Source organism: Pseudomonas sp. PONIH3, from assembly GCF_002934345.1.
Lineage (GTDB): Bacteria > Pseudomonadota > Gammaproteobacteria > Pseudomonadales > Pseudomonadaceae > Aquipseudomonas > Aquipseudomonas soli.
In genome coordinates this window covers 5,465,799-5,487,716 of sequence record NZ_CP026386.1, presented here as the reverse complement: position 1 = coordinate 5,487,716, position 21,918 = coordinate 5,465,799, and the positions used below count along the sequence as shown (strand labels likewise).

Sequence of the window (21,918 nt, the reverse complement as noted above, 5' to 3'; positions counted from 1 at the left end):
ATTGAGGGCGCCAATACCGGGTCGAAACCACTGCAGCCCGAGACAGGCCGAAACCAGACTGTCGCTCGCACACCGGTAACAAAATGCTGCAGCAGCTGCCGCATAGAATACAGGGAAGATGCGCGTTTTGACTCATTGGTCACACTCATTTATCGGCAAAAGCGCCCCAGCGCCGCGCCGCAGACACGAAAAAGCCCCGGCAGCACACAGCTGACCGGGGCTTTTTTAGCGCAGGCGCGATCAGAGCTTGTTGAACAGGCTCAGCTGCGAGATCCGCGAGAACGCCAGTTGCGAGGCCTCGAGCATGGCTTGCTGCAAGGTCAGCATGATCGATGCTTCGGCCATGTCGGTGTTACCGATGGCATCCTGGGTGACCTTGTTGGCCGTGCTCAGGCTGGTGTTTTCCTGACGCTGGATATCCAGCGAGTTGCCACGGGCGCCGATCGAGCCCCGGGTGATATCGACCTGTTCGCGCGCACTGGCCAGGTTGGCCACCGCCGAGGCGACGGCGTTCTTGATGGCGAGGTTGTTGCCTGCGGTCCCGGGCGGCGCGTCCAGCGCCGAGCGCAGCTGGCTGATGGTCTCCAGCACGCTCTGGTTCTGGTGGTTGTTGGCGTTGATGGCGAACTGATCACCCGCCTGCGGCGCGCCGGACACCTGGTAGGTCACGCCAGCGACCGTCAACGACGGCGCGGTGAACGTACCGCTGGCCACCGGCTTGCTGTCGGCGGTCAAGGGCTGGGCGTAGAACTCGTAGGTGTTGGCCCCGGTGAACTTGATCACCGCGCCATTGCTCGGGAAGGTGCTGCGGTAAGCCGCCTGGTCGGTCACGGCGCTGCCGGTCACCTGGGCGCTGGACGGGTTGCCGGCACCGCGCACGCTGGTCAGCGAATCGGGGCGCGCCTGCACGCTGAATTCACGGCCAGCGACGGTGGCATCGGCGTCCTCGCCCTCTTTGAGCGAAACATTGACTTCGAACTCGACGCCACGCAGGGCGATGCGGTTGCCACCCTCGGTCTTGCTGTCGAAGGTGCCGTTGGTGGGCGTCTCGGCGGTGATATCGTTGCCCAGGGCATCGGTCACCTTGTACTGGGTGGCACTGGTGAAGGTGATCTTGTACGGCTGGCCTGCGGTGAAGCTGTCGTTGAAGCTATTGTTCGAGGTCAGCAGGCCCGGCGACAGCGCGACCTTGCCATCGTCGACCGGCGGCGCCACCAGGGTGGACTCGGTACGGCTCTTGTTCTTGGCCGAATCGAAAATGCTGAAACCGGTGTCATTGGTCGCCAGGCTCAGGGTGTCGGACACCTGCAGGCTCAGCTGGGTCTGGTCGCCCTGGTAGCTGTAGGTGCCGTCGGCATTGCGCACATAGGGCGGCGACGAGGTCTTGGTGCCACCGAACATGTAGTCGCCGTTGGCGTCGCGGGAATTGAGCAGGCCGAAAATGTTGGCCTCGATCTCTTTCAGTTCGCCACTGATGGACGCACGGTCGGCATCGGTCACGCCAGCCCCGCCAGCGCGCAGGGCCAGTTCGCTGGCACGCTGCATCGCTTCGTTGATGGTGGCCAGCACGCTCTCTTCCTGCAGCAGCGAGTTGTTCACCGTGGTCATGTTGCCGCCGTACTGCTTGAGCAACGCCTGCTGCTGCTGCAGCAACAGCAGGCGCGCGGCACCGACCGGATCGTCGGCGGCGGTCTGGATACGCACCCCGCTGTCGATCTGGGTCTTGCTCTTCATCAGGCCGGCGAAGTTCTTGGTGTAGCTGCTGGCGCTCGACTCATAGAACTGAGCGGTGGAAATACGCACGATGGCGACTCCTTACAAAGCGTTGATCAGGGTTCTGAAGACTTCCTGCGCCGCCTTGATGATCTGCGACGACGCGGTGTAGTAGTGCTGGAACTTGACTAGGTTGGCAGCCTCATCATCCAGACTGACACCGGAAACCCCGTTGCGGCTTTCCTTGGCCGAGTCGAGCACGGCCTTGGTCGCGACGGTATCGATTTTGGCCTGGTTGGCCTTGGCGCCGACGCGCTCGACCAGCGAAGCGTAAGCCGAAGTGAAGCTGGAGCCGCCACCGGAGGTCACACCGACCGTGGACTTGGTCTGCAACCCCAGTAGCGCCTGGGCGTTGCGGTTGTCCGACTTGCCGTCGGCATTGAAACGGAACTCGAAGCGATCACCTGCCGCCGGGCTGCCGCCGACCACGGTCTCCATGCTGAACGTGCGCGGATTGCCACTGCCATCGACAATCGCGTTACCCGCAGCGTCACGCATGGGCACGTTGATCGCCAGCTTGTTCTCCTGCCCCGGGACAATTGTTCCACTGCCAATGAGCCCACCCTTGGCATCGAACAATTTGTAGCCCTGGGTGCCACCGCTGGCCGCCCCGAACTCGACCCTCACCGGCATCGAATGCTTGATCGAGTTCTGAATCAGCGCGGTATCGGCCCCACCATAAATGTCCAGCTTGCCCAGTGTTGGCTGGGTAATGGTGCCACTACCGGTGTTGTCACCGACCACGATGCCATTGATCGGCCCGGCGAAGGCGAGCTTGTTGGCATCGGTCATGACGGTATTGATAGAGCCTGCCGCCGAACGGGTCGGGCTCACCTTGAAGCTGTCCCCGGCCGCCAGACCGCCACCGTTCAGTTTCAGGGTGAAGCCATCGATCACCGGCGGCGGCGTGGCGGTCAGGTCGAAGTTGCCCATGTCGGTGCCGTCGGAACGGCGCACGCTGTACTGATTGGGGCCGGTGAACTTGACCTCATAGTCGTAGGTGGTGAGCGCACCGCTGTTGGCGATGGTCACATCCAGGTTGCCGGAGCCTGCGCTGTTGTTCGACGAGGCCAGGCTGCGCTGGCTGATTGCCGCGGCGCTGTTGATGCTGGAGAACAGCGCACTGCCGAACTGAGCGTTGGCGTCCAGGCCCTGCCCCAGCTGGCTGTTGATGCTGTCGGCCACCACCAGGGCGACACGCCCCAGCTCGTTCATCGACGGGGTGAGCACGTCGTTGCGGTAGCGCAGCAAGCCGCCAATCTGCCCACCACTGACCACCGAAGTGACGTCCGAGGAGAAGTTCGGGTAGTTGATCTGCAGGCTGTACTGGCTCTTGTCGGCGGCGCTCGGCACGGCGCTCAAGGTGTTGGCGCGATTACCGGTGACCAGCGACTGGCCATTGCCCAGGTACACATCGTAATTGCCGTCGCGCTCCTGCACGGTAACGCCGACCAGCTCGTTGAGCTGGCGCACCGCCTCGTTGCGCGCATCCAGCAGGCTGTTCGGCGAAGCGCCGGACGCCGACAACTGGGTGATCTGCTTATTGAGATCGGCGATGCTCGAAGTCAACTTGTTGACCTGGCCGGACAGCGTATCCAATTGGCTGTTGATGCTGTCGTTCTGCTTGCTCATCTGGCTGGAGATGGCATTGAAGCGATTGCTCAAGGTCTGCGCCTGGGTCAGCAGCAGTTGCCGCGACGCCACATCGCTGGGCTTGGCCGACGCGGTCTGCAAGGCCGAGAAGAAGGCGGTCAGTACCGAGCTGATGCCGGTGTCGCTTTCGGCCAGCAACTTGTCGATACCCGTGATCTGATCCTGGAACGCCGCCGCATCGGTATTGAGCGAAGTCGCGGTCTGCAGTTGCTTGTCCAGATAGGCATTGTAGATGCGGCGCACATCCGACAACGTGGTGCCCGTGCCGACGAAGCCCGCGCCGATGTTGTGCGACGGCCCCGTAGTCTGGATGGTTTGCTGCCGCGAATAGCCGGAAACCGCCGCGTTGGCGATGTTGTTACCGGTGATGGCCAACGCGGTCTGGCTGGCACTCAGGCCCGACAGCCCGATCGAGATCAGGTTAGACATGGTTCAATCCTTATAGATTCGTGGTAGTGCCAGCCATGGCGTATTCCTGGGTCGGCTGCAGCTGCCGGGCAATGCTGATGATCTTGCGGGCGTAGTCCGGGTCGGTGGCGTAGCCAGCCTTCTGCAGCTCTCTTGCAAACTGTTCCGGTTTATCGGCCGAGCCGACCGCATCTTTATAGCGACTGTTGTTATGCAACAGGCTGACCAGGTCGTGGAAGCTGTCCTGGTACGAATCGTAGGAACGGAACGCCGCCGTCTCCTTGACGAACTGGCCACCGCGGAATTCGCTGGTGATCGCCCTCGCCTCGCCACCTTGCCAGTTGCCGGTGGCCTTGATGCCGAACAGGTTGTGGCTGCTGCTGCCATCGGGGTTGCGCATCACCGACTTGCCCCAACCGGTTTCCAGCGCGGCCTGGGCCACCAGGTAACGCGGGTCGATGCCAATGCGCTTGGCCGCTTGCTCGGCCATCGGCAGCATGGTGGCAACGAACGCGTCGCTGTCGCTGAAGGCCTTGTTCGGCGCCAGCGGCGGCTGGGCCACGGCGCGGCCGAGGATGCGCATGCCCTCGCGCTCACGCGGCGCGGCAAAGCTCTGCGCTGGTTGCCAGTCGCCGCGGGCGACACCGGCCAGCGATGGTCCGCTGCGCTGTGGCAGGGCCGTGTCGCCTGCCGCGGCGGCCGACGGCACGATGCCGGCCAGCAGGCGATCGGTAAGCTTGCCCGGCAGCGCGAGGCGCCGTGAATTGAGCGCCGCCACATCGTTGCGCCCGGCCGCGGCTTGCTCGCCACGCACCGGCTGGGCGACACGACCGCCACCCCACAGCGCTGGCGCCGGGCCGTCGATACGCGGGAACGGGCTGTTGTTGGGCGCAGCGCCCTTGTTCTTGCTCAACTGGCGCACCAGCACGTCCTGCAGGCCGATACCACCACCCTCGCGGGACATGCTGACCGCCAACTGCTGGTCGTACATGTCGCGGTACTGCTTGGTGGTGTCGCTGTTCATCGGGTTTTCTTCGTCGGCCAGCACATCGCTGGCCTTGCGCGAGGCCTTGAGCATCTCGCTGACGAACAAGGATTCGAACTCCTGGGCCACCTTGCGGATGTTGCCCTCGCTTTCGCGATCACCGTGCTTGAGCGAACTCAGGCGATTGAGGTCGGTGAAGGCACCGCTGTCGGCCGGGCTGGAAATCAGGCTCTTCGGGTTCATCCCAGGCGTCCTCAGATCACGATCAGGTCGGCTTGCAACGCGCCGGCCTGCTTCAGGGCTTCGAGGATCGCCATCAGGTCGCTGGGCGCCGCGCCGACCTGGTTCACCGCGCGGACTATCTCATCCAGCGTGGTACCCGGGCCGAACTTGAACATCGGCTTGGCTTCCTGCTCGGCATTCACCCGCGAGCGCGGCACCACCGCGGTCTGGCCGTTGGAGAACGGCCCCGGCTGGCTGACGATCGGGTCTTCGGTGATGGTCACGGTCAGGCTGCCGTGGGTCACCGCCGCCGGCGACACCTTGACGTTCTGGCCGATGACGATGGTACCGGTGCGCGAATTGATGATGACCTTGGCCACTGCCTGGCCCGGATCGATCTCGAGGTTCTCCAGGATCGACAGGTAGTCGACACGCTGGCTCGGGTCCATCGGCGCGGTCACCCGCACCGAACCACCATCGATGGCCTGGGCGACACCCGGGCCGAGCAACTCGTTGACCTTGTCGACGATGCGCTTGGCGGTAGTGAAGTCCGGGCGATTGAGGTTCAGGGTCAGGCTGTTGCCCTGGTTGAAACCACTCGGCACCGCACGCTCGACGGACGCGCCGCCAGGGATCCGCCCGGCCGACGGAACGTTGACGGTGATCTTCGAGCCGTCGCGACCCTCGGCATCGAAACCACCCACCACCAGGTTGCCCTGGGCGATGGCGTAGACGTTGCCGTCGATACCCTTGAGCGGCGTCATCAACAGGCTGCCGCCGCGCAGGCTCTTGGAGTTACCGATGGACGACACGGTGATGTCGACCACCTGGCCCGGCTTGGCGAACGCCGGCAGATCGGCATGCACCGATACCGCGGCGACGTTCTTCAACTGCACGTTGCCCGACCCCGGCGGCACCTTGATGCCGAACTGCGAGAGCATGTTGTTGAAGGTCTGCAGGGTGAATGGCGTCTGGGTGGTCTGGTCACCCGTGCCATTGAGCCCCACGACCAGGCCGTAGCCGATCAATTGGTTGGCGCGCACGCCAGAAATGCTGGCGATATCCTTCAGACGCTCGGCGTGGGCACCGAACGCGCAGGACAGGAGCAAGGTCGCGGCAATCAACCGCCTAGCGTTGAACATGGTCATCCGTACTCAGAAAGGCCAGAGCGGGCTGATGAAGAAACGGTCCAGCCAACCCGGCTGGCTGGCATCGGCGAACGAGCCGGTGCCCGAATAGGTGATGCGCGCGTCGGCCACGCGGGTGGACGGCACGGTGTTGTCGGTGGCGATGTCGTCGGCGCGCACCAGGCCAGCGATGCGTACCAGTTCTTCACCGGTGTTCAAGGTCATCCACTTCTCGCCACGCACGGCGATGATGCCGTTGGGCAGCACCTCGGCCACGGTGACGGTGATCGAACCAGTCAGGGTGTTGCCCTGGGTGGCCTTGCTGTCGCCCTTGGTGCTGCGGTCACCGCTGTAGCCGGCTTCCAGGCTCAGGTCGCCGCCACCCAACGGGTTGTTGGTGTTGGGCACGGTACCGAACAGCGACGTCAGGCCAAGGTTGGCCTTGCTGTTCTTCTGGATCTGCGAACCTGCGTTCTTGCTCGCCGAGGTGCGCTCGTTGAGGGTGATGGTAATGATGTCGCCGACCCGGAACGCCTTGCGATCGGTGTACAGGCCCTGCTCGAAGCCGGCCTGGTAGATCGAGCCGTTGTTGGCCGCCGCCGGCAGCGGGGTGCGCGGCAGCACCGGCGCATAGTACGGGTCGTTGGGCTTGGGCGTCGGCGCGACGCAACCGGCCAACAACACCACCCCCCCCAGGGCGAATACGGACAACGAACGCATCATGACACTTACCTCACGGTGAAACAGGCGCTGCAACAACGAGCGCAGAGTCAACGGCCCACGCCAGGCGGGCCGCCAGGGCTTACAACTGCTGGGTGACGAACGACAGCATCTTGTCGGCGGTGGAGATGACCTTGGAGTTCATCTCGTAGGCGCGCTGGGTGGTGATCATGTTCACCAGTTCCTCGACGGTGCTGACGTTGGAGGCTTCCAGAGTCTGCTGCTCGGTGGTGCCGAAGCCGTTCAGGCCTGGGGTGCCGACCTGCGGCGCGCCGCTGGCGGCGGTCTCCAGGAACAGGTTGCCGCCGATGGCCTGCAGGCCGGCCGGGTTGATGAAATCGGCGGTCTGGATGTTGCCGATGACCTGCGCGGCCGGGTTGCCCACGGTGGTGATCGAGACGGTACCGTCCTTGCCGACGGTGAAGGTCTGCGCGTCTGGTGGCACGACGATGGCCGGCTCCAGGGCAAAGCCGTTGGCGGTGACGATCTGACCGTCGGAGTTCAGGTGGAAGGTACCGTCACGGGTGTAGCTCACGGTGCCGTCCGGCTGCAGGATCTGGAAGAAGCCACGGCCGTTGACCGCCATGTCCAGCGGGTTCTGGGTGGTCTGCAGGCTGCCGGCGATGAAGCTCTTCTGGGTGCCGACGATGCGCACACCGGTACCGACCTGCAGGCCCGAAGGCAGTTCGCTGTCCTGGGTCGACTGAGCGCCAGGCTGACGCTTGATCTGGTACAAAAGGTCCTGGAACTCGGCACGATCACGCTTGAAACCGGTGGTCGAGACGTTCGCCAGGTTGTTGGAGATGACCGCCAGGTTGGTGTCCTGGGCGGACAGGCCGGTTTTCGCGACCCAAAGAGCTGGAAGCATTTAGTGTTCTCCTCGTGCGCCTGATTTTCGGCACCCGTTCAAATGTGATTAGCCGATTTGCAAGACGCGGGCCATGGCTTCATCGCCTTCCTTGGCCGCGTTCATCATCTTGACGTGCAGTTCGAACTGGCGGGACAACGCCAGCACCGAGGTCATTTCCTCGACGGCGTTGACGTTGCTCGACTCCAGGAAGCCCGAGACCACGCGGACATTGACGTCGGCGTCGGCAGGCTGGCCATTGCTGGTGTGGATCATGCCGTCCAGGCCCTTGGTCAGGCCCTTGATGTCGGGGTTGACCAGCTTGATGCGGTCGACCTCGGCCATCACCCGCGGATCCTCGCCCATGGCGCGGATGCTGATGGTGCCGTCGTCACCCACCTCGACCTGCTGCTCCGGCGGAATGGCGATCGGGCCGCCATTGCCGATCACCGGCATGCCGTTGCCGGCACGCAGCACGCCCAGGGCGTCGATGTTCAGGCTGCCGGTGCGCACGTAGGCCTCGCTGCCATCGGGCGCCTGCACGGCGATGAAGCCCTTGCCGGCCACGGCCACGTCCAAAGGACGGCCGGTCTCGACCAGGGCACCTTCGCTGAAGTCGGTGGCCGGACGCTCGGTCATGGCGAAGGCGCGCGCCGGAAAGCTGTCGCCGAACACCGGCATCGAACGCGCCTGCTCCAGGTCACGCTGGAAGCCATTGGTGGAAACGTTCGCCAGGTTGTTGGCATGGGCCTTCTGCGCCAGCGCGTTCTGGCTGGCGCCGGTCATGGCCACATAAAGCATCTTGTCCACAGCATCTCCTCTACGCGAACCTTGCCGCGCTGTCGTTGGCAAGGATGAAGCAATTATCGAACCAAACTGACAAAGCCCTTTAACACGGGGCTTTCAGCGGCCTGCGCCAAGGCAAGCGTCAGTTTGTCGGCGAATCGTTGCCGCTGGCGGCAAAGCCTGCGTCAGTCGGCGCGACACGCACCATTGGTGTAGGGGCCGGAATGACGCTTCCAACCCTCCCCCGGGTCGTTGGCCGAGCACATGTAGCGCCCGGTCGCCAGGCTCTGCCACTGGTACCAGGGCGCTGGCGCAGCCTGCAGCGACAGCGCCAGCAACAAGGCGCTGGCAGCCACCAGCATCGGCTTGTTCATGGCATCAACCTCCTCTGCCAGACGTGAAAAAGCCCCTGCAAGCAGGGGCTCGATCACACCACGCTCATCAGGTCATCTGGATGATGGTCTGCATGAGGGTACTTTCGGTGGAAATGATCTTGGCATTCGCCTGGTAGTTGCTCTGCGCCTTGATCAGGTTGACCAGCTCGCTGGTCAGGTCCACGTTGGAATCTTCCAGGGAGCTGCCAGCGATGCGACCCAGCGTACCGGTGTCCGGTTCACCAATAACCGGCACGCCCGACGCGTAGGACTCTTTCCAAGCGGTGGCACCGACCGGCGTCAGACCTTGCAGGTTGGCGAAACTGGCGATCGCCACCTGGCCGATCACCTTGTTCTGACCATTGGTGAAGTTGGCGAACAGATTACCGCTCTTATCGACAGTCAGGCCGGCAAGCTCACCAGTCGCGTAGCCATCCTGATCCTTGGCGGTAGTGGCCGAGGCAGCGTTGTATTGAGTGGTAGCCAACATATCCAGGGTCACGCCCCCAGCACGCGCGGTAGCGCCATTCCCAACCCAGGCACCGGCGGCGTTTTTTTCGGCCGGCACCCAATTACCCAACTGGAAGGTCTTGTCGGCGGCGATGGTCAGGCCTCCGGTAACCGGTCCGACGACCATGGCCGCGGTATCCAGCTTACCTGCCGAGGTAAATGGCAGCTTGTTGACCAACGGCGCGGGCGAGGCCGGGTTGGCCGGGTTACGGCCGTCGATAGTGGTGTACATGGTCCAGGAGTTGGTGCCGGCATCCTTGACGAAATACTGGTTCATCTGGTGCTCGTTACCCTGGCTATCGTACACCGGAGTATTGAAGGTGTAGTTGTAACTGTTGACGTTGGTCGGGTCGAACGGCGAAACCGTCGGCGCGCTGGCACTGGAATTCAGGTTGACGGTTTCGGAAATGCGTCCGGTCGGCTTTGGCGACAGGTTCGAGGTGTCGATCTTCAGGTTGGTCAGCGAACCGGGGATCACCTTGCCGTTATCATCCACCGGGTAGCCTTGCAGGTTGGCGCCGTTGGCATTCACCACGTAGCCTTCCTTGTCGCTGTAGAAGGCGCCGGCACGGGTATAGATACGCGAACCGTTGTCGTTCAGGGCGAAGAAGCCATTACCGTCGATGGCCATGTCCAGTGCCTGGCCAGTGCCATTGATGTTGCCCGGGTTGAACAACTGCGAGACCGCCATGGTCTTCACGCCACTGCCGACCTGAGTCTTACCGCCAGCGGTGCCGCGGATCGACTGCGAGTACTGGTCGCCGAACTCGGCGCGCGACGATTTGAAACCGGTGGTGGCGACGTTGGCGATGTTGTTGCCGGTAACGTTCAAAGCCTTGTTCGCCGCATTGAGACCACTAAGGCCGATATTGAAAGACATTTACGCGCTCCTTGTGCCGATTCTGCGGCGTTAAATTCCGATGGTGGTGACTTTGGAGATACCGACTTTGCCGATACCGGCCAGGTCGAGCATCATCTCGCTGCCATTCTGGAAGCTGACACTGTTGACCTTGGCCGGCAGCAGCGTGGCCAGCGTCTTGGCCTTGCCGTCGACCTTGGTCTCGGCGCTGAAGGTGTAGGTGCCCGGATCGACCTTCTCGCCTTTGTCGTTGGTGCCATCCCAGATGAAGTCGGCGGTGCCGGCCTTCTGCGCGCCCAGCTCGATGGTCTTGACCACATTGCCGTCCTTGTCCTTGATGGTGACCTTGCCTTCGCTGATGTTCGACGGCACCACGACCTGGCCATTGAAGCTCTTGGTGGTGTCGACCACGGCTTTGTCGGTCGCCACGATCACCGAACGACCGACCAGCGACGTTGCTTGCAGGGCCTGGGACGAACCGATGCCGGTGAGGATGCCGTCAACCGACTGCTTGAGCGACTGGATGCCTTCGAGACTGCTGAACTGCGCCAGCTGCGCGACGAACTCGCCGTTCTTCTGCGGATCGAGCGGGTTCTGGTTCTTCATCTGTGTGACCAACAACTGCAGGAACGCATCCTTGCCCAAAGCGCTACCGGCCCGGCCGGTGCTGGCGTTGTTCTTGTTGTTGGACTTCTGCAGGGAATCCAGATAGCCGCTGCCGACCTTGTTATCTGTATTGGTGGTAGTCATTTAGGTTCTCTGCTTACTGACCCAGGGTCAGCACTTTCTGCATCATGTTCTTGGCGGTGTTCATCAGCTCGGCGTTGGTCTGGAACGCACGGCTGGCGGAGATCATGTCAGCCATCTCCTCGACCACGTTGACGTTCGGGTAGTAGACGTAGCCGTCCTTGTTCGCCGCCGGATGGTTCGGCTCGTAACGCGCCTCGAGGTTGCTCTGGTCCTCGATGATGCCCTTGACCTGAACGCCCTGCCCCGCCTCGCCCTGGTCCTCGAACAGCGACTGGCCGGCGCCGGCCTGGGCCTGCTGGAAGGTGGTGGCGAACACCGGGTGACGGGCGCGGTAGGTCTGGTCGATGCTCGACGAGACGGTCTCGGCGTTGGCGATGTTCGAGGCGACGGTGTTCAGGCGCGTGTTCTGCGCGCTCATGCCGCTACCGGCGATATTGAAGACACTGGCAAGGGACATGGTCACTCTCCGCGCAGGGCCGATACCAGCCCTTTGAATTTACTGTTAAGCAGGGTGAAGCTGGCTTGGAAGCCAACGGCGTTTTCCGTGTAGTTCGATTGCTCGATCTGCGCGTCCACGGTGTTCTGGTCGATCGACGGCTGCATCGGCGTGCGGTACTTCAGGGTGTCATCCATCATCGCCAGGCCTTCGGCCTCGATATGGCGATTGTTGGTGCGGTCCAGGGCAATGCGGCCTTTCTGCTGCTTGTCGGACTCGGCGGCGAGCACCGACGAGAAGTCCATGTCGCGCGCCTTGTAGTTCGGCGTGTCGGCGTTGGCGATGTTGTTGGCCAGCACCTCGGCACGCTGGGCACGGAAGCCCAGTGCCTTTTCGTGGATGCCAAGCGCCTTGTCGAAGCTGATGCTCATGTCGGGGAACCTTCGAAGGTTGACCAGAGTTTCGTTGGCTAACGCTAAAGCAAGGGCTGTGCCAACCAACAAAATCCCCATGAACACGGGGCCGCGCCCAGCAGTTCTACGTCCTCCTGCCAGAAAAGCGGCAAAGTGCTTCCGCCTGATAGCGACCAAGCGGCAATCGGCAGACGGCAAAAGCGGCAATCCAAAAAATTGACGTCAACCATACATGCCATATCGCCATCATTGGCGATAGCATTCGCACCCTCGCGCATCCGCTCAAACCAACACGGCATGTCGTCGCACGGATGCGCGCCGCTTTCAGCGACGGCGCGCGCCAGGCCGGCAACCTGCCATTGGGCGCCGGCACCCTGGAGCCACAGCTGAAGCTGATGGCCTACCACGACTTTGCCGCCGACCCTGTGCAGAACACTTCCACCTTCGTAGCCCGTTGACGCGCAACAGCTACGAAGCGGGCCTGAGCGCCGCTACAAGCTGGGCGCGGTGAGCATCGGGGCGAGCTACGACTACGTAGGCAAATCAGGCTTCGATGCCGATGTATTCTCGGCCCGCGTGCAGTACGCATGCAGATTGCTCGCGTGATACCGCACAAATGAAAAGGCCGGTATCTCGCGATACCGGCCTTTTTATCCTCACTTGGCCTGGTAGATGATCCCCGGGCTGCACTGCACCATCTGGTAGTGGTCCGGCAGGCCATTGAGCGCCTCGGACGCCCCCAGGAACAGGTAGCCGCCCGGCTTGAGCGTGCCATGAATACGCATGAGGATGTCCTTCTTGACCTGGGCCGAGAAGTAGATCAGCACGTTGCGACAGAACACGATGTCGAACTTGCCCAGCGGCGCGTAGCTGTCGAGCAGGTTGTACGAGCGAAACTCGACGCGGCTGCGAATCGGCGGCTTGACCGCCCAACGCCCAGGCCCCTTGGTGTCGAAATAGCGCTGCAGACGCTCCTGGGACAGCCCACGAGCGATAGCCAGGCTGTCGTACTCCCCGGTCTTGCAGTTGTTGAGCATGGCGCCGGAGAGGTCGGTGGCGACGATCTGCGCGCCCATCTTCAACTGGCCCAGGTTGGTGCGCTCGAACTCGTCGATGGCCATGGAGATGGAATACGGCTCCTGTCCCGACGAACAGGCCGCCGACCAGATACGCAGACGCTGGCCGGGATTACCCTTGATGAACTCCGGGATCACCTTGTTCTTGAGCACTTCGAACGGATAGGTGTCGCGAAACCACAGCGTCTCGTTGGTGGTCATGGCATCGACCACCTGCTCGCGCAGGCCACCGCGTGGCTGGGTCTGGATACGCTGCACCAGCTCGCCCAGCGACTTGATGCCCTGCTGCTCCATCAGCTTGTTGAGACGGCTAGAGACCAGGTACTGCTTATTCTCGCCCAGCAGGATGCCACAGGCTTTCTCCAGGAAGACCCGGAACTGTTCGAAATCCAAATTACCCGTAGACAATGCTGCCGCCTCTTCTTATATGTCGCGTGCGCCGGAGCCAGGCCCCGGCCGTTTCAATGTGCCGCCTTGATCCGGTCGACCACGCGCTGGGCGAGGTCGTCCGGCTTGAACTTGGCCAGGAAGTCGTCGGCGCCGACCTTCTTGACCATTGCCTGGTTGAATACCCCAGATAGCGAAGTATGCAGGCAGATGTGTAGTTTTTGCATGCGCGGATCGCTGCGAATCTCCGCCGTGAGGGTATAGCCGTCCATTTCCGGCATTTCAATATCGGAAATCATCATGAGGAACTCCTCCTCCGGACGCTTGCCCTCGTCCACCAGCTTGCGCAGGTAATCCAGGGCCTGGCGACCGTCATTGAGCGCCACGACCTCGACCCCCACCGTCTGCAGGCAGCGGCTGACCTGCTTGCGCGCCACCGACGAGTCATCGACCGTCAGCACCCGCAACAACACCGCCTTGTCCTGCACCTCGGCATCGATCACCCCTTCGGACACCGACTCGGACGACGGCGCCACTTCGGCCAGCACCTTCTCCACATCGATGATCTCGACCATGCGGTTGTCGACCCGGGTGACCGCGGTCAGGTAGTGATCGCGCCCGGTGCCCTTGGGTGGCGGATGGATCTCTTCCCAGTTCATGTTGACGATGCGCTCCACCGAGTGCACCAGGAACCCTTGGGTCTTGGTGTTGTACTCGGTGATGATGACGAAGCTCTTGCGCGTCTCTTCCTGAAGGCCCGGCAAGCCGGTGGCCATCGACAGGTCGAGGATCGGGATGGTCGCCCCGCGAATGTTGGCCACGCCGCGCACCACCGGATGGGACTTGGGCAGCAGGGTCAGATCCGGGCACTGCAGCACCTCGCGGACCTTGAACACATTGATGCCATAGAGCTGGTCGCCATTGAGGCGAAACAGCAGCAGCTCCAGGCGATTCTGCCCCACCAGCTGCGTGCGCTGGTTGACCGAATCCATCACTCCAGCCATGCCGGACTCCTTCAATGATTGCCTAAGTACCAAGTCGGCACGGGCTTTGCTTTTTTGAGCGCCATGTACACGAAAACGACATTTTTCCGACGACTGACGCGCCTGCTGACCGGCTCCCTGGCCGCATTGTGCCTGATGGTACCCGGCACCCAGGCGCTGGCGGACGCTTTTACCTTGCCTGAACAGCTTATCGGTGTCACTCAAGGGTTTCTTGAATTCACCGTGGAGGATTATCTGGCGACCACCCAGACCCAGGGTCGCTACGAGATCCAGGTGAACAAACTCGATCCGCGCCTGCGCATGCCGCAGTGCAGCCAGCAACTGGACGCCTCGCTGGAAGGCTCCACGCCGCTGGGGCGGGTGACGGTGAGGGTGCGCTGCGACGGCGCGGCGCCCTGGACAGTGTTCGTGCCGGCCCAGGTGCGCCTGCTGCGCGACGTGGTGGTCATGACCCGCCCGCTCAAGCGCGACAGCGTCATCGGCGAAGGCGACGTGGCCCTGCGCGAGCGCGATGTCGGCAGCCTCGGCCAAGGCTACCTGACCCAACTGGACCAGGCCGTGGGCCTGAAATTGCTGCGCCCGACGGTGGTCGACCAGTTGCTCACCCAGCAACATCTGGAGCAGGCCGAGGTGGTGCGCAAGGGCGATCACGTGGTGATCGTCGCCCGCAGCGGCAGCCTCAGCGTACGCATGCCCGGCGAAGCACTGGACAAAGGCGGGCTGCAAACCCAGATCCGGGTGCGCAACCTCAATTCCAAACGAGTGGTCAAGGCCAGGGTGACCGGGCCAGGACAGGTCGAGGTGGCCATGTAGCCCAGGCTGCAGGACGATGACGGAAAGCTGGCGGTAAGGAACCGTGGGCCCTAAACTGTGTCCGAAATCGGGTTGCGCAGGCCGGCTTTGAGGCAGTGATGCATTCCTGTCTAAAGTTTCTTTCGGGTTGGCCGAAAACAAGGCATGCGTCCTAATACCCAGGGGTTCTGATCATGGTCATCGACTTCAGTCGTTTGAATAATTCTCCGTCCATCACGGGCGGCGTTCGCGGCAATGCCGCGCCAGGCACCGCCGAAAAAGCCGGCGAAGCCAGCGAGGCGCCCAAACGCGCCAGCGCCAGCGGAGAAGCGGTACATCTGAGCCCTGAGGCCCAGCAATTGCAGAAGATCAGCGACAAGCTGCGCGATCAGCCAAGCGTCAACAGCGCCCGTGTGGCCGAGTTGAAACAGGCTATCGCCGACGGCAGCTACAAGGTCGATGCCGACCGGGTCGCCAGCAAACTGCTTGATTTCGAAGCCCAGCGCTAACCTTCAGGCGCGCTGACTTCAAGGACGCAACACGCCAAGAGTTAGCCATGCACGACATCACTCTGCTGCAACTGATCGAAAACGACATCGCGCCCACGCAGGAACTGCTCGAGCTTCTGCAAAACGAAGCGATAGCCCTGCACGGCCGCGACATGGGGGTGCTGGAACAGATCCTGGCCCGCAAGCAGTCGTTGATCATCTTGCTCGAGCAGCAGGGTCGGCGCCGCAGCCAACTGCTCGCCAGCCTCGGCCTCAGTGCCGATCGTGCTGGCGCAGAAACCCTGGCGGCCCAGTCGAGCAATGGCCCGGCGATCCTCGCCCGGCTCGACGAGCTGAGCCAACTGATGGATGCCTGCCAGCAGGTCAACGCCACCAACGGCCAGATCATCCAGGTGCAGCAGCACGTCACGGCCAACCAGGTCAGAATCCTTCAGGGTGGCGATTCTCCGTCGCTCTACGACAGCCGTGGCGGCACCTCGCCGATGGCCAAGCCCCGGGCCATCAGCCAAGTGTGATTAGTGGTATCAAGGCACGGAACATACTGGCAAAATGCCGTTAATTGCGTGTGTCGTTTTTGCCTGGAGATTGAAAACCCGTGTTCAATGAATCCGATGCTCCCCAGCCACCAAAGGTGCTGAGCACTCCTTTGGAGATTGCGGCCAACCTGCGCCAGCTGCTGGAGAGCCACGACCCGCTGATCATCAGCTTCCACGAACGCAGCCAGCGCTTCCAAAGCTACGTGGTGCATGTCGACCGCGAGGCCGGGGTACTGGCGCTGGACGAGATGATCCCGCGCGACGGCGAAAAATATATCGAGAACGGCGAGCCGTTTCGCATCGAAGGTTTCCATGACGGCGTGCGCATCGCCTGGGAAAGCGACATCCCACTGACCATCAGCGAGATCGACGGCCACCGCTGCTACCGCGGCCCACTGCCCACGGAAGTCACCTACCATCAGCGGCGCAATGCCTTCCGCGCCGCGCTGAAGCTGTCGCAACTGGTCGACGTGACCCTCGACGGCACCCACCTCAAGGGCAACGGCGCCCTGCGCGGTAAGCTGCTGGACATCTCCGCCACCGGCTGCAAGCTGCGCTTCGAAGGCAATGTCGAAGAACGCCTGCAACTGGGCCAGGTCTACGAGCGCTTCAAGGCTGGCAACCCGCTGGGGCTAGCCGACATCATGGTCGAGCTGCGCCACCTGCATTTCGAGGAGCGCATCAACACCACCTTCGCCGGGGTACGCTTCCATAACCTCAACGGCCAGGCGCAGCGCAAGATCGAAAGCTTCGTCTACCAGCTACAGCGCGAAGCGCGCAGGTTCGACAAGGACGATTACTGATCGTCGAACGCCACCCTCGGGTGGCGTTTTCGCTCATGGGACAACAGCAGGTGCCGGCCTTGCCGGCGAACCAGCGAGGCTCGCTCCTACAGTTTCGGGAATGCACCCTGCTCGGCCTCAGCCGCCGTTGCGCAAGCGCCCTTGTCCTCATCCTCGGTATCTTCCGCCGCCACCGGCGCCTGCATCACCTCCTGCACCGTTTGCTCATCGACTCGCGGATCGAGCGCCGCCGACAACGGCGAGCCCGCCGCCGGCATCGCCACGTGGCCGAGCGGGGCATCCTGGACCTGGTGCAAGCCGGTCACCGCTTTCGGCCGGATTCGCCAGACCAGTACCAGCGCGAAAAACAGGAAGAAGGCATACAGCATTTGCGCGCCGAACAGCTTCATCAGTACCCCGGCAGCCAATGGCCCGATGCAGGCGCCAACGCCGTAGGTCACCAACAGCATGGCCGTCAGCGACACCCGCCGTTCGCTCTCCACATGGTCATTGGAGAACGCCACCGCCAACGGATACAGGCAAAACTGCAATAACGAAATGACAAAGCCGATGCCGAACAGCAGCGCCAGCGGCACGCTCGGCAGGATGGCCAAGGGCGCCGACGCCAGCGCCAGGCCACTTGCCACGCTGCGGATCAGCACCGCGCGATCGTAGCGGTCGGAGAGCCAACCCAACGGCCATTGCACCACCAAGCCGGCGAAAATACAGCTGCCCATGAACAAGCCGACCTGCTCGGTGGACAGCCCCTGGTTGGCCGCGTACAGCGGCGCCAGGCCATAGAAGGAGCCGACGATCAAACCCGAACCCAACACCGTGGACAATGACTGCGGCACCCGCTTGATGAAGAACTTCGGCTCCATCGGCGCCGGCCGCAAGGGCGCGGGGTGAATACGCCGGGTCATGGCCACCGGCACCAGGCACAAGGCGAAGCACATGGCCACCAGCATCAGCAGCTCCGGCCCCAACTGCGGGTGCACCACCAGGATCAATTGGCCGAGTACCAGGCCCAGGTAGGACGCGATCATGTAACCGCTGAACACCGCCCCGCGGTGCTTGGCATCGGCCTGTTCGTTGAGCCAGCTTTCGATGACCATGTATTGGCACATCATGCCCAGGCCAACGATCATCCGCAGCCCGACCCAGGCCGGCAGCCAACTGGTCAAGCCATGGCCGAGCACCGCCGCGCCGACGATGCCGGCACAGGTCGCGTAAGCCCTGATGTGCCCCACCCTGCCAATCAACCGGTGGCCAATCTTGCCGCCCAGGGCCAGGCCGAAATAGTTGGCGGCCATCAGCGCACCGACCCACAGGCTGTCGACATGCTCGGCAGCCAGGCGCAATGCCAGGTAGGTACTGAGCAAGCCTGAGCCGATCAACATCATCAAGGCAGCGAAATACAGCGACTGAAACGGCTTCCAGATATTGCGCATACGTCCCGTCGGGCTCCTTCGTCAGGTGGCGTGGGGTGCAGAGCTAGCATAAGAGCAAATCATCCAACGCGCAGGCCCCAAACCGCGAAATGCGCCGCCGACGGCGCGCCCGCTACAGGTAGTGTCGCGCTCAGGCCTGCGCCGCCAGTACGCGCCGCTCCCACGGCGTGATCTCGTCGAGGAAGTCGCTCAGCTCGAGGGTCTTGGTGGCGATGTAGCCTTCGATGAACTCATGGCCGAACAGTTCCCGGGCCAGGGCACTGTGCTTGAGGCGCTGCAGGGCCGCATGCAGGGTGCAGGGCAGGCTCAGGTGCTCAGGCACCTCGAACTCGCCCTGGATGGCGGCGGCCGGCACGATCTGCCGCTCGATGCCATGCAGGCCGGCAGCCAGGCTCGCGGCGATCGCCAGGTAGGGGTTGGCATCGGCGCCCGGCAAGCGGTTCTCCACCCGCCGCGCCACCGGCGCGCTGGCGGGGATACGCAAGCCGGCGGCGCGGTTGTCCTCTGACCAGCAGGCGTTGTTCGGCGAGGCGTATGGATGGCACAAACGCTGGTAGGAATTGACGTTGGGCGCGAACAGCACGGTGAAGTCGGCCAGGCAAGCCTGCAAGCCACCGATGAAATGGTGGAAGGTATCGGTCGGGGCGCCGTGTTCGTCGCTGAACAGGTTACGCCCGCTGGCGCTGTCGACCAGGCTCTGGTGAATATGCATCGAGCTGCCGGGGGTGCGCGCCAGGGGCTTGGCCATGCACACCACGGTCAGGCCATGCTTGAGCGCGACCTCCTTGAGCAAGTGCTTGAACAGGAAGGTCTGGTCGGCCAACAGTAGCGGGTCGCCGTGCAGCAGGTTGATCTCGAACTGGCTGACGCCCATCTCGTGCATGAAAGTGTCGCGCGGCAGGCCCAGCGCCGCCATGCAGCGGTACACCTCATGGAAGAACGGGCGCAGGCCGTTGTTGGAACTGACGCTGAACGCCGAATGGCCCATTTCCCGACGCCCATCCTTGCCCTGGGGAGGCAAGAACGGCTGGGTCGGGTCGGCGTTGGGCGCAAAGACGAAGAACTCCAGTTCGGTGGCCACCACCGGCGCCAGGCCGCGTTCGGCATAGCGGGCGATTACCGCCTTCAACTGGCCGCGACTGGACAACCCCGACGGCCTGCCATCGAGCTCGACCGCGTCGCAAATGGCCAGGGCACGGGGCTCGTCGCTCCAGGGCAGGCGGTGAATCTGCGCCGGGTCAGCCACCAGCGCCAGGTCGCCATCGTCGCTGCCGTAGAACTTCGCCGGCGGATACCCCCCCATGATGCATTGCAGCAACACCCCGCGCGCCATCTGCAAGCGCCGGCCTTCGAGGAAGCCCTCGGCAGTCATCACCTTGCCGCGGGCGACGCCGTTGAGGTCGGGGGTGACGCATTCGATTTCATCGATGCCCTGCAGCTGTTGTGCCTGGTGATGCGGGCCTGCGGTCGTCATGACGCTGTCCTTGTTGTTGTGCTGGCATGCCGGAGTGGCGATGAACACAACATAGGCCTGGGGTGTTTAAAATATCAAGCACCCGCCCTTTACCTGTAGGAGCCGGCTTGCCGGCGCTCCCCCTTCACTGCTCGCGCAAGGTCATACCATTGGCCGGCAGCGGCAACGCGGTCTTGTAACGCACCTGTTTCAAGGCAAAGCTGGAGCGAATATTGGCCACCCCCGGCAACCGCGTCAGGTAATCGAGAAACCGCTCCAGCGCCTGGATGCTCGGCAGCAACACCCGCAGCAGGTAATCCGGGTCGCCCGTCATCAGGTAGCACTCCATCACTTCCGGGCGCTCGGCGATCTCCTCCTCGAAGCGATGCAGCGACTGCTCCACCTGCTTCTCCAGGCTGACATGGATGAACACATTGACGTCCAGCCCCAATGCCTCGGGCGACAACAAGGTGACCTGCTGACGAATCACCCCCAGCTCCTCCATGGCCTTGACCCGGTTGAAGCACGGCGTGGGCGACAGGTTGACCGAGCGTGCCAGCTCCGCGTTGGTGATGCGGGCGTTTTCCTGCAGGCTGTTGAGAATGCCGATATCCGTACGATCCAACTTACGCATGAGACAAATTCACCTGGTTTTTGTGTTTGTGCGGAATGTTTATCTTCCTCGCTCGGCAAAGGCAACGAACTTGAGAGAAAAATTCTCCGGCCATCCCCCTATGATGTAAAAGACGCTGACTTGCCAGTCACGAGCCGGTACTCAGCGGCGACCGCTTCAAAGCTCACAAAAACAACATTCGAGCGAGCGTAAAAAGCAATGAACGAGTACGCCCCCCTGCGTCTGCATGTGCCCGAGCCTACAGGCCGGCCAGGCTGCCAGACCGATTTCTCCTACCTGCGCCTGAACGACGCCGGTTCTGTGCGTAAACCGCCCATCGATGTCGAACCCGCCGATACCGCGGACCTCTCCTACAGCCTCGTGCGTGTGCTCAACGAACACGGCGACGCCGTTGGCCCCTGGGCCGAGGGCATCGATCCGCAGGTGCTGCGCCAGGGCATGCGCGCCATGCTCAAGACGCGCATCTTCGACAGCCGCATGGTAGTCGCCCAGCGCCAGAAGAAGATGTCCTTCTACATGCAGAGCCTGGGCGAGGAAGCCATCGGCAGCGGTCAGGCCCTGGCCCTGAACCGCAGCGACATGTGCTTCCCCACCTACCGCCAGCAGAGCATCCTCATGGCCCGCGACGTGTCGCTGGTGGAGATGATCTGCCAGCTGCTGTCCAACACCCGCGACCCGCTCAAGGGCCGCCAGTTGCCGATCATGTACTCGGTGCGCGAAGCCGGCTTCTTCACTATCAGCGGCAACCTCGCCACCCAATTCGTCCAGGCGGTCGGCTGGGCCATGGCCTCGGCGATCAAGGGCGACACGAAAATCGCCTCGGCCTGGATCGGCGATGGCGCCACCGCCGAGTCCGACTTCCACACCGCGCTGACCTTCGCCCATGTCTACCGCGCCCCGGTGATCCTCAACGTGGTCAACAACCAATGGGCGATCTCCACCTTCCAGGCCATCGCCGGGGGCGAGTCGACCACCTTCGCCGGCCGTGGCGTGGGCTGCGGCATCGCCTCGCTGCGGGTTGACGGTAACGATTTCATCGCGGTCTACGCCGCCTCGCGCTGGGCCGCCGAACGCGCCCGCCGCGGCCTTGGCCCGACGCTGATCGAATGGGTCACCTACCGCGCCGGCCCACACTCCACTTCGGACGACCCGTCCAAGTACCGCCCTGCCGACGACTGGAGCCACTTCCCGCTGGGCGACCCGATCGCCCGTCTCAAGCAGCACCTGATCAAGGCCGGCCATTGGTCCGAGGACGAGCACCAGGCGGTCAGCGCCGAGCTCGAGGCCGAGGTAATCAAGGCGCAGAAGGACGCCGAGCAGTTCGGTACCCTGAGCAACGGCCATATCCCCAGCGCCGCCTCGATGTTCGAGGATGTGTACAAGGAAATGCCCGATCACCTGCGCCGTCAGCGCCAGGAACTGGGGGTCTGA

At 63.0% G+C, this 21,918-nt stretch carries 22 protein-coding genes and 1 pseudogene; 6 read left to right on the top strand and 17 right to left on the bottom strand.

Features of this window, described 5'->3' with window-relative positions; genetic code table 11:
• Positions 1-240: 240 nt before the first annotated feature.
• The 12 genes from C3F42_RS25400 to flgB all read right to left on the bottom strand — a co-directional run bounded on the left by C3F42_RS25400 (position 241) and on the right by flgB (position 11,881).
• On the bottom strand, positions 241-1,803 hold the full coding sequence (locus tag C3F42_RS25400) for a flagellar hook-associated protein 3 (RefSeq protein ID WP_104445073.1): 1,563 nt from the start codon (positions 1,801-1,803) through the stop codon (positions 241-243).
• A 12-nt stretch (positions 1,804-1,815) separates the two neighbouring features.
• Positions 1,816-3,855 carry a flagellar hook-associated protein FlgK gene (gene flgK / locus C3F42_RS25395; protein ID WP_104445072.1) on the bottom strand — a complete coding sequence of 680 codons (2,040 nt, stop codon included), beginning with the start codon at positions 3,853-3,855 and terminating at the stop codon, positions 1,816-1,818.
• Between the two features lie 10 nt (positions 3,856-3,865).
• Entirely contained in the window at positions 3,866-5,062 is a 1,197-nt protein-coding gene (gene flgJ, locus C3F42_RS25390) for a flagellar assembly peptidoglycan hydrolase FlgJ (RefSeq protein ID WP_104445071.1), read from the bottom strand.
• Between the two features lie 11 nt (positions 5,063-5,073).
• Entirely contained in the window at positions 5,074-6,183 is a 1,110-nt protein-coding gene (locus tag C3F42_RS25385) for a flagellar basal body P-ring protein FlgI (protein WP_104445339.1), read from the bottom strand.
• Between the two features lie 12 nt (positions 6,184-6,195).
• Entirely contained in the window at positions 6,196-6,891 is a 696-nt protein-coding gene (gene flgH / locus C3F42_RS25380; protein ID WP_104445070.1) for a flagellar basal body L-ring protein FlgH, read from the bottom strand.
• A gap of 79 nt (positions 6,892-6,970) precedes the next feature.
• Positions 6,971-7,756, bottom strand: coding sequence for a flagellar basal-body rod protein FlgG (gene flgG, locus C3F42_RS25375; protein ID WP_104445069.1), 786 nt, complete (start codon positions 7,754-7,756; stop codon positions 6,971-6,973).
• A gap of 48 nt (positions 7,757-7,804) precedes the next feature.
• Positions 7,805-8,545: a flagellar basal-body rod protein FlgF gene (flgF, locus tag C3F42_RS25370; protein WP_104445068.1), complete on the bottom strand. Its 741-nt coding sequence runs from the start codon at positions 8,543-8,545 to the stop codon at positions 7,805-7,807.
• A 161-nt stretch (positions 8,546-8,706) separates the two neighbouring features.
• Positions 8,707-8,895: a hypothetical protein gene (locus C3F42_RS25365; RefSeq protein ID WP_104445067.1), complete on the bottom strand. Its 189-nt coding sequence runs from the start codon at positions 8,893-8,895 to the stop codon at positions 8,707-8,709.
• 67 nt (positions 8,896-8,962) lie between these two features.
• Positions 8,963-10,285 carry a flagellar hook protein FlgE gene (flgE, locus tag C3F42_RS25360; protein ID WP_104445066.1) on the bottom strand — a complete coding sequence of 441 codons (1,323 nt, stop codon included), beginning with the start codon at positions 10,283-10,285 and terminating at the stop codon, positions 8,963-8,965.
• A gap of 30 nt (positions 10,286-10,315) precedes the next feature.
• A complete protein-coding gene (gene flgD / locus C3F42_RS25355) occupies positions 10,316-11,014 on the bottom strand; it encodes a flagellar hook assembly protein FlgD (RefSeq protein ID WP_104445065.1) in 699 nt (232 codons plus the stop codon).
• A gap of 13 nt (positions 11,015-11,027) precedes the next feature.
• Entirely contained in the window at positions 11,028-11,471 is a 444-nt protein-coding gene (gene flgC / locus C3F42_RS25350; RefSeq protein WP_104445064.1) for a flagellar basal body rod protein FlgC, read from the bottom strand.
• Between the two features lie 2 nt (positions 11,472-11,473).
• A complete protein-coding gene (gene flgB / locus C3F42_RS25345; protein WP_104445063.1) occupies positions 11,474-11,881 on the bottom strand; it encodes a flagellar basal body rod protein FlgB in 408 nt (135 codons plus the stop codon).
• A gap of 314 nt (positions 11,882-12,195) precedes the next feature.
• Between flgB and C3F42_RS25340 the strand changes: the two are divergent.
• Positions 12,196-12,469, top strand: a pseudogene (locus C3F42_RS25340) (autotransporter domain-containing protein); the annotation flags it as partial.
• A gap of 50 nt (positions 12,470-12,519) precedes the next feature.
• On the opposite strand, the gene cheR reads toward C3F42_RS25340, so the two are convergent.
• Together cheR and C3F42_RS25330 are read right to left on the bottom strand one after the other, a co-directional pair.
• On the bottom strand, positions 12,520-13,347 hold the full coding sequence (gene cheR / locus C3F42_RS25335) for a protein-glutamate O-methyltransferase CheR (protein ID WP_104445062.1): 828 nt from the start codon (positions 13,345-13,347) through the stop codon (positions 12,520-12,522).
• Between the two features lie 53 nt (positions 13,348-13,400).
• Positions 13,401-14,330, bottom strand: a complete 930-nt coding sequence (locus C3F42_RS25330; RefSeq protein WP_104445061.1) for a chemotaxis protein CheV — start codon at positions 14,328-14,330, stop codon at positions 13,401-13,403.
• A gap of 63 nt (positions 14,331-14,393) precedes the next feature.
• On the opposite strand from C3F42_RS25330, the gene flgA reads away from it, so the two are divergent.
• The 4 genes from flgA (at position 14,394) to C3F42_RS25310 (ending at position 16,970) form a co-directional block, all read left to right on the top strand.
• Complete coding sequence (gene flgA / locus C3F42_RS25325) at positions 14,394-15,143, top strand: flagellar basal body P-ring formation chaperone FlgA (protein ID WP_104445060.1); 750 nt, start codon at positions 14,394-14,396, stop codon at positions 15,141-15,143.
• Between the two features lie 173 nt (positions 15,144-15,316).
• Positions 15,317-15,631 carry a flagellar biosynthesis anti-sigma factor FlgM gene (gene flgM / locus C3F42_RS25320; RefSeq protein WP_104445059.1) on the top strand — a complete coding sequence of 105 codons (315 nt, stop codon included), beginning with the start codon at positions 15,317-15,319 and terminating at the stop codon, positions 15,629-15,631.
• Positions 15,632-15,678: 47 nt separating this feature from the next.
• Positions 15,679-16,146 (top strand): flagella synthesis protein FlgN, encoded by a 468-nt coding sequence (locus C3F42_RS25315; RefSeq protein WP_104445058.1) that lies wholly within the window; start codon positions 15,679-15,681, stop codon positions 16,144-16,146.
• 80 nt (positions 16,147-16,226) lie between these two features.
• Positions 16,227-16,970: a flagellar brake protein gene (locus C3F42_RS25310; protein ID WP_104445057.1), complete on the top strand. Its 744-nt coding sequence runs from the start codon at positions 16,227-16,229 to the stop codon at positions 16,968-16,970.
• A gap of 86 nt (positions 16,971-17,056) precedes the next feature.
• Here C3F42_RS25310 and C3F42_RS25305 read toward each other — a convergent pair whose 3' ends face one another.
• The 3 genes from C3F42_RS25305 to bkdR all read right to left on the bottom strand — a co-directional run bounded on the left by C3F42_RS25305 (position 17,057) and on the right by bkdR (position 20,487).
• Entirely contained in the window at positions 17,057-18,400 is a 1,344-nt protein-coding gene (locus C3F42_RS25305) for an MFS transporter (RefSeq protein ID WP_104445056.1), read from the bottom strand.
• Positions 18,401-18,530: 130 nt separating this feature from the next.
• A complete protein-coding gene (locus tag C3F42_RS25300) occupies positions 18,531-19,772 on the bottom strand; it encodes a glutamine synthetase family protein (RefSeq protein ID WP_177410858.1) in 1,242 nt (413 codons plus the stop codon).
• Between the two features lie 226 nt (positions 19,773-19,998).
• Positions 19,999-20,487, bottom strand: a complete 489-nt coding sequence (gene bkdR, locus C3F42_RS25295; protein WP_028691050.1) for a Bkd operon transcriptional regulator BkdR — start codon at positions 20,485-20,487, stop codon at positions 19,999-20,001.
• A 198-nt stretch (positions 20,488-20,685) separates the two neighbouring features.
• On the opposite strand from bkdR, the gene C3F42_RS25290 reads away from it, so the two are divergent.
• Positions 20,686-21,918: a 3-methyl-2-oxobutanoate dehydrogenase (2-methylpropanoyl-transferring) subunit alpha gene (locus tag C3F42_RS25290; protein WP_104445055.1), complete on the top strand. Its 1,233-nt coding sequence runs from the start codon at positions 20,686-20,688 to the stop codon at positions 21,916-21,918.